Below are 12477 nucleotides of genomic sequence, written 5' to 3'. Positions count from 1 at the left end.
GGTTAACGGATAACATTAATATCCGCTCCGATCATTCGCTAAAATAGCTTTTTGCTTTCCGCTTTGTGCTTTCTGCTTACCTTTGTAAGCTATGTCTTATATTGCTATTACGATGCGTACGGGTGCAGAGCAGTCCGACCTGTTGATTGCGCAGTTATCTGAGCTGAATTATGAAGGGTTTGAAGAGCAGGCTGATCACCTGATTGCCTATATTCCGGAAGCGGATTTTGAGGAAGCCGCATTGCAGGATATCCTGGGTAGCCACGGTGTTACCTATACGAAGGAAACGATCTTGCCGGTGAACTGGAATGCGGTGTGGGAAAGCAACTTCGAGCCTGTACAGGTAGATGATTTTTGCGGAATCCGGGCAGATTTCCATCCACCGTTTACGCCAGCTCCCACTTATGAAATTGTGATCACGCCTAAAATGGCATTTGGTACCGGGCATCATGCCACCACGGCTTCCATGATCAAATTAATGCAGGATATTGATTTTTCCGGTAAGAAAGTGTTTGATTTTGGTACTGGTACAGGTATCCTGGCGATCCTGGCTGAGATGATGGGAGCCGCCACTGCAGATGCGATTGACTATGATGAATGGGCAGTTAACAACACGCAGGAAAATATCGGCGCCAACCAGATGCGCAAAGTAAAAGTTTGGCAGGCAGACCAACTTGATGCTATTACCGAAAAATATGATATATTGCTGGCGAATATCAACTGTAACATCTTATTACGGTTTATGGGGGATATGTACAGCCTGATTGTACCTGGAGGCAAATTACTGTTGAGTGGCATTTTACCAACCGATGAAGCCGTTATCGTAGCAGCGGCAGAAGCCCAGGGCTTTAGGAAAGAAAAGAAAATTGAGAAGGATAACTGGCTGGCCCTGCAATTTGCAGTCCCTGTATCGTAATAGATTAAAAGTTACATATAAAAAGTGTTGATAATCCAACTTTTGTGTTACAATCTTTTCTAATATTGTCACTATTTTAACACAGAATTTGTTATCTTAGCATTCCTAACTTGTAGTGATGGTAGAAATTTTATTGCTTATTTGTGCTTATCTGATTGGATCTGTTCCCACAGCTGTCTGGGTAAGTAAGGGCGTTTTTGGTATGGATATCAGGGAGTATGGTAGCGGCAATGCCGGTGCTACCAATACTTTTAGGGTACTTGGTCCTAAGGCCGGTACATTTGTAATGGTGGTAGACATGCTGAAAGGTGTGTTAGCCGTGCGTTTAGCTTATCTGGCTCCTTATTATCACGATCCGGCCAACCTCACACAGCTGGTGAATCTTCAGATAGGACTTGGCCTAGCAGCCGTAGTTGGCCATATTTTCCCAATTTGGGCAAATTTTAAGGGTGGTAAAGGGATTGCTACCTTGTTTGGTCTGGTGCTGGCTATTCAGCCACTGGTAGCATTATGCTGTGTAGGTGTATTCTTAATGATCCTGTTTTTAACAAGATATGTATCTCTCAGTTCTATTATTGCCAGTATCGCCTTCCCGATATTGATTTTATATATTTTTAATGAACCTGAGATATTTTATCGCATCTTTGCAATAGCGGTAGCGCTGATGGTGGTATTAACCCACCAGAAAAATATTACACGGTTGTTGAAAGGAGTAGAAAGCAAAGTACCGTTGTTTAAGAATAAGAAAGAGAAGAACTAGTTGATAGTTACATAAACGCAAAAAGCAAAAAGCCATGGCCAACAATTTGTGCATGCTTTTTGCTTTTTGCGTTTAGCGCAATTTAAAATTAATGCTCCCATGAAAAAGTATGTTTTATTTTTTACTGTCAGCCTTGTTGCCTGGGCTGCATGTAAAACTGTAGCCATTACAGGTCGTCGTCAGTTGAACCTCCTGCCGGAAAGCACTATGGAGTCAATGGCCTTACAGGAATATCAATCGTTTTTATCCTCCAATAAGGTAGTTGCTCAAACCACCAGCAGGGACGCTGAAATGGTAAAAAGAGTAGGTCAGCGTATCGCTGCTGCTGTTACCAGGTATATGACCCAAAATAATATGGGAAGTGAAGTAGCCAGCTATAAGTGGGAATTCAATCTCGTTGACAATAAAGAAGTAAACGCCTGGTGTATGCCAGGTGGTAAAGTAGTAGTATATACAGGTCTGTTGCCAGTTACACAAAATGAAACTGCATTGGCTTGCGTAATGGGACACGAAATCGCCCACGCTATTGCCCGTCATGGTAACGAACGTATGAGCCAGGGGCTGGTAGTGCAAGGTATACAGGTAGCCGGTGCGGTAGCCCTGAACAAGAACCCTACTGCGGTAAACCTGTTTAACCAGGCCTTTGGTGTTGGTGGTAATTTAGGTATGCTGGCATTTTCCCGTGGCAATGAACTGGAAGCAGATCACCTGGGTGTGATATTCATGGCGATGGCCGGATACAATCCACAGGAATCCATCCCCTTCTGGACCCGTATGGCCAATATGAGCCAGGGACAAAAGCCACCTGAGTTTTTAAGCACGCACCCAAGCGATGCTACCCGCGTGCAAAAGCTGCAGCAGCTGATGCCGGAAGCAATGAAATATTATACACCCGCCAGGAAATAAGGCATAAAGCAAAAGTGCTAAAGCACCTGTAAACAAAGCCGAAAGCAAAAAGCTATTAAATCGAATGACCAGAGCGGATATTATTCCTTTGCTCTGGTCATTCGATTTAATAGCTTTTTGCTTTGTTTACAGGTGCTTTAGCACTTTTGCTTTATGCCTTATGATCGGCTAATATTTCAATAACTTTTTTGTTCTTCTGCACTTTCATTTTCTCGGGTACATGTAACAGTATTTCCTTCTTAAATGCCTCTATCAGCGCCTGTTTAATGAAATGGCGATGTGTTACCAGGCTGACTTCCCTTACCGGCTCAGGCGCCTTAAAATAACGCACCATATTCAATTGACGGGTGGTCAGGTCCTGTAAAGACAACTCCGGTAAAATGGTATAGCCTTCGTTGAGGTCCACCATCCGTTTCAGTGTTTCCACGCTGCCGGTATTGTATTCGAGGTTTTTGTTATCGCCCATGGTAAATTTATCCTTGCAGATATTGAGTACCTGGTTACGCATGCAGTGCCCCTCGTTGAGCAACCATACATCTTTGATATCCAGTTCTTCTGCCTTCACTATTTTCTTTTCAAATAAGGCACTGCTTTTAGAAGTATACACCACAAAAGATTCATAGAAAAGGGGATGTTCTTCCAGGTGTGGGTTATGCAGCGGAGTAGCCAGCAGGCCGCAATCCAGCAGCTCTTGTTTTAGCTGCTGCATAATTTGTTCTGTAGGATATTCCCAGACCTCCAGTTTTACCTTCGGGTATTTTTTCATAAACCCGGTGAGAATGCGGGGAAGCAGGTAAGGCGCCAGGGTAGGGATAATGCCTACTTTCAGGTTGCCCTGTACTTCTTTTTTCTGGTCGGCAATAATTTCGCGGATACGCGCATTTTCCTTGATGATAATCCTGGCTTGTGCTACTACTGACACACCAATTTCTGTGGGGACTACCGGCAATTTGCTACGATCAAACAATTTAATGCCTAATTCATCTTCCAGTTTTTGTATCTGCATGCTAAGTGTTGGCTGGGTCACAAAGCACTTCTCCGCTGCCATGATAAAACTTCTGTAAGTATCTACCGCAACAATATACTCCAATTGAACTGTTGTCATGTTCCTCTAATTGATGGGGTAAAGGTATCAATAAAATCTATAGGAAAGCGAATAAAGTAAAAAGCTATTGAGGCGAAGGACCACTGCGGATATTAACACGCTTAGGTCATTCGCCTCAATAGCTTTTTATTTTCCAATAGTCTTCCGGCTATTAGAATATTCTGTACCGGTACTTGATTTTCTCCGTATTGCTATACAATTCGCGGATGTTGATAGAGGCTTGTATTTCGCCTACGGCTTCTGTTTTCAGGTTTCTGAACTCCGCCTGTTTGGTATCGATAATGCTTTTATCTGCTAGACCGTTGTCCTGTGCAATTTTCAGCGAACTGTTTACTTTGGTATAGTAAGAATCCAGCAGGGTGAAATATTCATTATACAGGTTTTCAAATCGTTTGGTTTGTAACACCAGATCTTCCAGCTGGTTGTTTACTTCCTTCAGGGAAGAGTTCTCCCGCAGCAGGGATTCGTAATCGATCCGTTTGCCTTTGGAATATTTTTCTTCCAGTTTATTGAAGTAGTCTACTACTTTTTCCTTCCTGAAATCAATGAAGTATTCATTCATCGTTTGGCTCAGGCTCTGATTGCCTTTTTGAGGAGCCGGGAACTTCATGGAAGTAGCGGTGAAAGAGAGGTGATCAAACAGGTTATCCTGCAGGAGGCTGAGCTGATCTTTATTAAAGTTCAGGCCGTATTCGAATTTCTGATTCGCATCATTTAACGCTGTATAATATACCACGTATTTGTTGAGTTCTTTCTCGAAATCCTGCAGCGACTTCTGGTTAATCTGTTTGTTATTTACACTCACACTATGCAGGAAGTTCATCACAGAATTAGCGATGGCCAGCGGTGGTGTGAGTGAAGTAAAGCTTTGGAAGATGGGACTGTTGATAATCGATTTGGTAGATTCAACAATTTTAGAATTCTTCTCGCTTTTATCTCCTTTATTTTTAAGAATGATTTTCTCTACCAGTTCTACGATGCGGTCACTCAGAGAAAAACCGAGCGCTTTACTTTCCGGGTTGTTGAGGGAAGTAATGAATACATCCAGGTTGTTGGTAGTAGTACGCGACTTGAGATCTATTATTTTTTTATTCAGGAGATAATAGGTTTCACTGGCATTGATAATATTATTCTTGATCAGGTCATATTTGGTCATATTATCAAAGTCCTTTCCCTGCAGCAACGCTTGAATAGCGTTGGAATTCTGCTTGTCGTTATCAGTGATCCGTTGTACTTCTTCCATTAATTTACGAATGGTGGTATCCTGGGTTTTGATAACAGGGGATACGGTTCCTTTCAGCTCCGGATCCTGTGCATAGGCAGTCTGGAGTGTAAAAAGTAAAACAAGAGGTGCTGATATAAATTTAATCCATCCTGTAGCAACGCGTCTTAAGGCCAGGTGTACTAACGGTAACGACTCATCGGGCTTGTGTGTCAAGCGTTTAGCATGCTTCATTTCCGTTGGTAGGTGTTTTAACATGTTGTTTTTGCTTTTTGTTAACAAAAATTTAAGAAAATATGATGCCAAAAACATCATCAGGCAAAGATAAATAATTAATAACAGTTAAAATTAAATCATGATGGGTGGTGAAATAATGGTTTTCAATGATATATTTTGAATTATCGGCAGGTGACTTACCTTTGCGTCCAAATTTGATCCACTTTCATGCTGAATAACAAAAAGATTGTGGTTGTATTACCGGCCTACAACGCAGCGCTTACGCTGGAAAAAACATTCCGGGAAATTCCATTTGAAATAGTCGATGATGTAGTACTGGTAGACGATGCCAGTAAGGACGAAACCCTGGAAGTAGGGCGACAACTAGGCATTAAACACCTGATTCGTCACGACAATAACAAGGGATATGGCGGGAACCAGAAATCCTGTTACAATAAGGCACTGGAATTGGGAGCAGACATCGTAGTAATGCTGCATCCTGACTACCAGTATACGCCTAAGCTGATTATGGCGATGTGTAGTATCATTGCCAACGACGTATACCCGGTGGTATTTGGATCCAGGATCCTGGGTAAGGGCGCACTGAAGGGTGGAATGCCGATGTATAAGTACATATTTAACCGTTGCTTAACATTAACCCAGAACATCCTGATTGGCCAGAAGCTGAGTGAATATCATACCGGTTACCGGACTTTTTCTGCTGAAGTATTGCGTAATATCAACTATATGGCTGATAATGACGATTTTGTGTTCGATAATGAGATGATTTCGCAGATATTTATGAAAGGATATGATATTGCTGAGGTAACCTGTCCTACCAAATATTTCGATGAAGCCTCCAGTATCAATTTCAAGCGCAGTGCTATTTATGGCCTGGGAGTATTAAGGGTATCCCTGCAGCATCGCTTGCATATGTGGGGTTTGATGAAAGGAAAGATTTATTAAAATTTAAGATAGCCAGTGGGTTTAGCGCAACAGTATAATTTAGCGGGGAAATATCTGAAGTATTATTTTACTTCAGACAATCGTCACGACGTGCATTCACCTTTTGTGTATGCACTGATAGAAGACGTATTGCTGGACAAAAAGCAGCATGCTGCTTTCAGGGAGATAGAACAGTTGCGCAAACAACTACTGAAAAGTGAGGAAACACTCCAGGTTACCGACCTGGGCGCTGGGTCCCTGATATCAGCCGGTAATGAACGTCGCGTCCGGGACATTACCCGTTATGCGGCCAAACAGCCTAAATTCGGGCAGTTATTTTACCGGCTGATAAAATACCTGCAACCGGGCAGGATCCTTGAACTGGGGACCTCTATGGGCCTTTCTACTGCCTATATGGCTAAGGCTGCACCACATGCCCGCATTTACACCATTGAAGGCTGTCCTAACATTGCTGCCCGTGCTGCCAAAAATTTTGAAGCACTGCATATCAACAACATTGAGCAGATCACCGGTAACTTTGATACGGTGCTCCCGGATGTATTAAAGCGAATGCAGTTACCGGACTGGGTTTATATAGACGGCAACCACCGTAAAGAGCCCACGTTGGCATATTTTGAACAATGTCTGCAGTTTACAGACGAGTACTCTGTTTTAATATTTGACGATATCCACTGGACACCCGATATGGAAGCCGCCTGGCATACCATCCAGGATCACCCGCAGGTGACCATGACTATTGATCTGTTTTTCATTGGGTTAGTATTTTTAAGGAAAGATTTTAAGGTCAAACAACACTTCACATTGAAATACTGATTTTCCGGTAGTATATTAGGTACTAAAATCCTAATATGCGTTATCTGAAAAACTTTCTCCTGGGCTGCCTGCTCCTTACCGGGCTGGTGGCTGCTGCACAGGATCTTCCACAGTATACCTATCAAACGTTTAGCCGTAAAGGTAATGTGCTTCGGTACCGTTTACTGTTGCCGGCAAACTATGATGCACATAAGAAATATCCCCTGGTTATTTTCCTGCATGGATCAGGAGAAAGAGGTACTGATAATAATGCACAGCTACTGCATGGCGGCGATATGTTCCTGCGTGATAGTATCCGCGCCAATTACCCGGCTTTTGTCCTTTTCCCGCAGTGTCCGCCGGATCAGATATGGGCGCCTATGAAATTTGACCGCGACAGCAGCGGCAAAATTACCCGGGGCGATTTCCCGCTGAATGAAGGACCTACACCGCCTACCGCCTTGTTGAATTCTTTACTGGATAGCCTGCTGGCAAGTGGAAAAGTAGATACCAAACGGGTATACATCGGTGGTTTATCACTGGGTGGTATGGGCACTTTTTATATGATCAGTACACGCCCCAAAACATTTGCGGCTGCCTTCCCTATTTGTGGCGCCGGCAATGTGGCGGAAGCAGGTCGCTTTGCGAAAAAAGTGCCGGTATGGATTTTTCATGGAGGAGAGGATAAAGTAGTACCCCCGGAAGCTTCCCGCGCATATGATGCCAAACTGAAAGCATTGGGAGCTGAAGAGAAGTATACTGAATATCCCGGTGTAGGGCATAATAGCTGGGATAATGTATTTGTAGAACCGGGGGTAATGACCTGGTTGTTTTCGCATAAGAAGAAATAAGCGAGTTTTTGTCTTGTTCAGGATTAGACTGATTAGACTGATTTTTATATTTTGATTTTTGGAAATCGGGAAAAATTTGGAAGATATACGCGAATTTATTCCGTTATATCTTCCAAAATCTAAAAGTAAAAATCAGTCTAATCAGTCTAATCCTGAACAAGACAAATTCCGCTGCATTAGCCTCCCCCCAGTGCTCGATACAGGGATACCATTCCCTGGTAAACATTCCGGCGGGTACTCACCAACGCCAACTCTGCTTCCAGCACATTTTTTTGTGCAGTAATCACCTCGAGATAGTTCGCATACCCGGTAGTGAACAATACATTTGCTGTAGACACGGCTTCCTGTAATACCAACACTTCCCTGTTTTTCAGGGCAAAAGCTTGCTGTTGGTTATCTACTTTATTCAACGCCGAAGCAATTTCCTGGTACCCGTTTACGATGGCCTGCTGATAATCATAGAAAGCGGTAAATGCAGTGGCCGTGCTGATGTTATATTGTGCCTTTAACTGTTTTTTATTGAAGACGGGAGCCATTAAGTTTCCTGCTGCGCCCCAGGCAATGGACGCGGGCGACTGAAACAGCAGTCCTGCTTTAAACGCGTTGAATCCTGCATAAGGCGTAATGGTAAAGGAAGGGAGGAAAGCCGCCCTTGCCGCTTTAACATCCGCTTTTGCGGCCTTTAATTCCAGTTCTGCCCGTTGTACATCCGGACGTTGCAGCAACAGGTGTCCCGGTATACCATTTTGGATGGCGCCCGGCAGGGCCTGCACCTCTTTCGGATGACTACGGGTAATGGATTGTGGCAGCCTTCCCAGCAACGCATTGAGTTGGTTTTCCAGTGCGGCAATTTCCTGTTTTACCCCAAACTCCAATGCCTGTGTGCTGAGCAGTTGTGCGGTAAACTGTTGTACTGCCAGTTCTGTGGCGCGTCCACCGTCTTTCTGGATATGTACAGTGGACACTGCTGATTCCTGCAGTTTGATATTACGTTGTATGATGGCCAGTTCATTGTCCATAGCAATTAGTTCGTAGTAGAGACCGGAAACACCTGCTACTATTTGTGTGGTCAGCAGGCGGCGTCCCTGCTGGCTACCCAGGAAGCGGGCATACGCCGCCTGGCGCTGGCTTTTTAGTTTACCCCAGAGATCTATTTCCCAGCTGCTTCTCAAACCCGCGAAGTACTCCGGGGTAGGACCCGGAATGCGTTGGTCCTTACTAATGTTGGGCGACAGGTTAGTATCGAAGTTACCCACACCATTGAGGGTATAGTCCGCATATTTATCCACGCCGGCAGACAATGCCACGTTGAGTGTGGGCAGCCAGGCATTTTTAGCCATCATCAGGTTGGCTTGTGCGGTAGTGACACGTTGTGCCGCTGATAACAGGTCGAAGTTATTGTGCAGTGCAGTATCAATCAACGCACGTAAATGCGGATCACTGAATACCTGCGAAAACTGCCGGAGGGAAAGAGTGTCCCCATCAGTTGTGGAGCTAACGGGAACGGTAATACGTTCCGGTAGCTGCACTTCCTTTTGGGTACTGCAAGCCATGGCCGTAGTGGCCAGGCAGGCGTATAAGGTATATTGACGAATACGTTTATTCATTAGTGTAAGCTTTAAGTGAGACCTTTTTTTGCGGGATCATGGAAGCAAACAGGACATACAATCCGGGGATAATGAGCACCCCGAAAATAGTACCGATGAGCATACCGCCGGCGGCGGCTGTACCAATGGAACGGTTACCCATGGCTCCTGCTCCGGAGGCAATACAAAGCGGAATCAATCCCGCAATGAATGCAAAGGAGGTCATGAGAATAGGACGTAAACGGGATACGGCTCCTTCTTTGGCGGCGGCCAGTACTGTAGCGCCGTGTTTATTTTTCAGGATGGCAAATTCCACGATGAGGATGGCGTTTTTACCCAGCAACCCAATCAGCATCACGAGGGCTACCTGCGCGTAGATGTTGTTTTCCAGTCCCAGTAATTTGAGTGAAAGGAAAGCACCGAAGATCCCTGCGGGCAGGGATAACAATACCGGCAACGGCAGTAGGAAGCTTTCGTATTGTGCTGCCAGCAACAGGTATACGAACACCAGTACGATCATGAAAATATAGATGGCCTGGTTACCGGAAAGAATTTGTTCTCTTGTCATACCGCTCCATTCATAGCTATAGCCCCTGGGTAATTCTTTGGCGGCTACTTCCTGTACTGCGGCAATTGCCTGGCTGCTGCTGAAGCCTGGTTTGGCGTCGCCGTTGATCATGGCGGCGGTATACATATTGTAGCGGGTGAGTTGCTCTGGTCCGTATACCCGTTCCAGTTTGACGAAGTCGGAGTACGATACCATTTCACCCCGGTCATTTTTTACGTACAGGCGTAGCAGGTCGTCCGGTTTGGTGCGATAGTGCGGATCTGCCTGTACCATCACTTTATACATTTGTCCGAAGCGGATAAAGTTAGAGGCATAGAAGCTACCCATTAACGTTTGCAGGTTGCTCATGGCATTTTCTATGCTCACGCCTTTTTTGGCAGCCATGGCCTGGTCCACATGAATCAGGTATTGAGGAAACTCTGCATCAAAGCTGGTGAAGGCGCTTCCTATTTCCGGCCGTTTTTTTAACGCATCAATGAATTGGTTGGTGATTTGGGCGGTTTGGCGTAAGTCGCCGCTGCCGCTCTTATCCAGCAGGCGTAATTCAAATCCGCTGGAGTTACCGAAGCCGGGAACCGTAGGCGGAGGGAAGAATTCAATGCTGGCGTCGGCAATGCCCGCGGTGAGCTTTTGTAGTTGCTCGATCATGTCCTGTACAGATGCCTTTCGCTGATCCCAGGGCTTAAGGTTGACCATGCCCATACCATAAGAGGCGCCGGCTACTTCATTGACGAGGCTGTAACCGGCCAGGGTAGATACTGATTCTACTTCGCCCAGTTTGGCGGCAATCGCCTGTACCTGGTCCAGCACTTCTTCTGTACGTTCCACGGTGGCACCGGGAGGTGTGGTTACGTTCACATAAATCATTCCCTGATCTTCTGTTGGAATAAAGCCGGAAGGGAGGATGGCACTGATGCCCCAGGTGGCTGCGAAGAAAAATACCAGGCAGGCCAGTGTGATCAGTCTTCTGCCGGCGATGAAGCTGATCAGTTTAGCATATTTATTTTCTGTTGCGTTGTAGCCTTTGTTGAAACCATTGAAGAGCCGCTGCAGCCAGCTCTTTTTGCGGGGTTTACCGTGCGTGTCTTTCAACATGATGGCACAGAGTGCAGGCGTTAACGTTACCGCATTGATACCGGAAATAACAATGGAAATGGCTAAGGTGAGTGAAAACTGACGATAGAATACGCCTACCGGTCCGGATAAAAATGCTACCGGAATAAACACTGCCGACATCACCAGTGTGATGGCTACCAGCGCGCCGCTGATTTCCTTCATGGCCGCCAGCGTGGCTTCCATGGGAGGTAGGTGTTCTTCACTCATTTTTACGTGTACGGCTTCCACCACCACAATGGCGTTATCTACCACAATACCAATGGCCAGTACCAGAGCAAAGAGGGTAAGCAGGTTGATAGAGAAGCCCATCATCTGCATAAATGCGAGAGTACCGATCAGTGCTACGGGTACAGCCAGCGCAGGGATGAGTGTAGAGCGGAAGTCCTGCAGGAAAATAAACACCACGATGAATACCAACAGGAATGCTTCAAACAAGGTGCGTACTACTTCATGAATAGAAGCATCGAGGAAGCGGGATACATCGTAATTAAAGTTGAAGGTCATGCCGGGCGGGAAAGAAGTATTTTTCATTTCTTCCATCTTCGCTTTCACATTGTTAATTACTTCGCGGGCATTGGAGCCGGGGCGTTGTTTGAGCATGATAGAGGCAGAGGGCTTGCCATCTGTTTTGGATACCATGCTATAGGTGAGTGAGCCAAACTCTACGTCGGCTACGTCTTTGAGGTGGAGCACGGAGCCATCCTGTCCGGCGCGGAGTACAATTTGCTGATATTGTTCCGGTTCAAAGAATTTACCGGTATATCGTAACACATACTGCAGCATCAGCGGATTTTTATCGGAGCTTTCGCCGGTTTTACCGGGGGCGGCTTCAATATTTTGTTTGCGGATGGATTGGATCACTTCATCGGCGGAAACGTTGTAAGCCAGCATACGGTCGGGTTTCAGCCATACGCGCATGGCGTATTCCTTGGCGCCCATGATTTCTGCGCGACCTACGCCATCAATACGTTTCAGTTCCTGGAGTACGTTGATATCTGCAAAGTTGTAGATGAATTGTTCATTCAGCGTGGTGTCTTCACTCATGATATTGAGGTAGAGCAGCATGCTGTTGACTTCCTTTTCAGTGGTTACACCGGCTTTAATAACTTCTTCCGGTAATTCATCAATAATGGTGGCTACCCTGTTTTGTACGTTTACGGCGGCCTGATCGGGGTCTGTACCTACCTGGAAAAATACCTGGATAACGGTGATCCCGTCGTTACTGGATACAGACGACATATACGTCATCCCAGGTACCCCGTTGATAGCCCTTTCCAATGGGGTGGACACGGCTTTGGCCGATACTTCTGCGTTAGCGCCGGTATATTTGGCCGTTACCGTTACAGAAGGCGGCACAATATCCGGGAACTGGGTAACCGGCAGGGTGAACAAGGCGAGCAAGCCTACCAGTGTGATAATAAGCGATATGACCAGTGATAGCACCGGTCGTTTTATAAAAGTGTCAAACATTGA

The 12477-nt window shown here is 45.5% G+C and carries 10 protein-coding genes; 6 read left to right on the top strand and 4 right to left on the bottom strand.

The features are described 5' to 3' along the window. Positions 1 to 91: 91 nt before the first annotated feature. The 3 genes from prmA (at position 92) to AC5ZC7_RS23175 (ending at position 2582) form a co-directional block, all read left to right on the top strand. Complete coding sequence (gene prmA / locus AC5ZC7_RS23185; RefSeq protein WP_496158657.1) at positions 92 to 916, top strand: 50S ribosomal protein L11 methyltransferase; 825 nt, start codon at positions 92 to 94, stop codon at positions 914 to 916. 118 nt (positions 917 to 1034) lie between these two features. Beyond that, positions 1035 to 1676, top strand: coding sequence for a glycerol-3-phosphate 1-O-acyltransferase PlsY (gene plsY, locus AC5ZC7_RS23180; protein ID WP_496158658.1), 642 nt, complete (start codon positions 1035 to 1037; stop codon positions 1674 to 1676). A 99-nt stretch (positions 1677 to 1775) separates the two neighbouring features. Beyond that, entirely contained in the window at positions 1776 to 2582 is an 807-nt protein-coding gene (locus tag AC5ZC7_RS23175) for a M48 family metalloprotease (protein WP_496158659.1), read from the top strand. Between the two features lie 151 nt (positions 2583 to 2733). Here the strand turns inward: AC5ZC7_RS23175 and AC5ZC7_RS23170 are convergent, their stop codons facing one another. Together AC5ZC7_RS23170 and AC5ZC7_RS23165 are read right to left on the bottom strand one after the other, a co-directional pair. Next, entirely contained in the window at positions 2734 to 3687 is a 954-nt protein-coding gene (locus AC5ZC7_RS23170; RefSeq protein ID WP_496158661.1) for a LysR substrate-binding domain-containing protein, read from the bottom strand. 151 nt (positions 3688 to 3838) lie between these two features. Next, entirely contained in the window at positions 3839 to 5167 is a 1329-nt protein-coding gene (locus AC5ZC7_RS23165; protein WP_496158663.1) for a hypothetical protein, read from the bottom strand. 186 nt (positions 5168 to 5353) lie between these two features. Here AC5ZC7_RS23165 and AC5ZC7_RS23160 point away from each other — a divergent pair, with 186 nt between their 5' ends. From AC5ZC7_RS23160 to AC5ZC7_RS23150, 3 genes are read left to right on the top strand one after another with little or no spacing between them, the layout of a single operon-like run. Then, on the top strand, positions 5354 to 6091 hold the full coding sequence (locus tag AC5ZC7_RS23160; protein ID WP_477075444.1) for a glycosyltransferase family 2 protein: 738 nt from the start codon (positions 5354 to 5356) through the stop codon (positions 6089 to 6091). A gap of 15 nt (positions 6092 to 6106) precedes the next feature. Further along, on the top strand, positions 6107 to 6904 hold the full coding sequence (locus tag AC5ZC7_RS23155; RefSeq protein ID WP_496158664.1) for a class I SAM-dependent methyltransferase: 798 nt from the start codon (positions 6107 to 6109) through the stop codon (positions 6902 to 6904). A gap of 35 nt (positions 6905 to 6939) precedes the next feature. Continuing rightward, entirely contained in the window at positions 6940 to 7734 is a 795-nt protein-coding gene (locus tag AC5ZC7_RS23150) for a dienelactone hydrolase family protein (protein ID WP_496158665.1), read from the top strand. Positions 7735 to 7910: 176 nt separating this feature from the next. Here the strand turns inward: AC5ZC7_RS23150 and AC5ZC7_RS23145 are convergent, their stop codons facing one another. Together AC5ZC7_RS23145 and AC5ZC7_RS23140 are read right to left on the bottom strand one after the other, a co-directional pair. After that, positions 7911 to 9341 (bottom strand): efflux transporter outer membrane subunit, encoded by a 1431-nt coding sequence (locus tag AC5ZC7_RS23145; protein ID WP_496158666.1) that lies wholly within the window; start codon positions 9339 to 9341, stop codon positions 7911 to 7913. Next, positions 9334 to 12474: an efflux RND transporter permease subunit gene (locus AC5ZC7_RS23140; RefSeq protein WP_496158667.1), complete on the bottom strand. Its 3141-nt coding sequence runs from the start codon at positions 12472 to 12474 to the stop codon at positions 9334 to 9336. Before AC5ZC7_RS23140 ends, AC5ZC7_RS23145 begins: the two co-directional genes overlap by 8 nt. Positions 12475 to 12477 lie beyond the last annotated feature (3 nt).

It is taken from the genome of Chitinophaga sp. 9-1-y (assembly GCF_059511905.2).
Note: the sequence above shows the minus strand (reverse complement) of the source record. Positions and strands in the feature narration are given on the sequence as shown.

What these genes read in the sequence shown, in the direction of transcription:
- prmA (WP_496158657.1), top strand. Translation starts at nt 92, where the DNA reads ATGTCTTATATTGCTATTACGATGCGTACGGGTGCAGAGCAGTCCGAC.
- plsY (WP_496158658.1), top strand. Translation starts at nt 1,035, where the DNA reads ATGGTAGAAATTTTATTGCTTATTTGTGCTTATCTGATTGGATCTGTT.
- AC5ZC7_RS23175 (WP_496158659.1), top strand. Translation starts at nt 1,776, where the DNA reads ATGAAAAAGTATGTTTTATTTTTTACTGTCAGCCTTGTTGCCTGGGCT.
- AC5ZC7_RS23170 (WP_496158661.1), bottom strand. Translation starts at nt 3,687, where the DNA reads ATGACAACAGTTCAATTGGAGTATATTGTTGCGGTAGATACTTACAGA.
- AC5ZC7_RS23165 (WP_496158663.1), bottom strand. Translation starts at nt 5,167, where the DNA reads ATGTTAAAACACCTACCAACGGAAATGAAGCATGCTAAACGCTTGACA.
- AC5ZC7_RS23160 (WP_477075444.1), top strand. Translation starts at nt 5,354, where the DNA reads ATGCTGAATAACAAAAAGATTGTGGTTGTATTACCGGCCTACAACGCA.
- AC5ZC7_RS23150 (WP_496158665.1), top strand. Translation starts at nt 6,940, where the DNA reads ATGCGTTATCTGAAAAACTTTCTCCTGGGCTGCCTGCTCCTTACCGGG.
- AC5ZC7_RS23145 (WP_496158666.1), bottom strand. Translation starts at nt 9,341, where the DNA reads ATGAATAAACGTATTCGTCAATATACCTTATACGCCTGCCTGGCCACT.
- AC5ZC7_RS23140 (WP_496158667.1), bottom strand. Translation starts at nt 12,474, where the DNA reads ATGTTTGACACTTTTATAAAACGACCGGTGCTATCACTGGTCATATCG.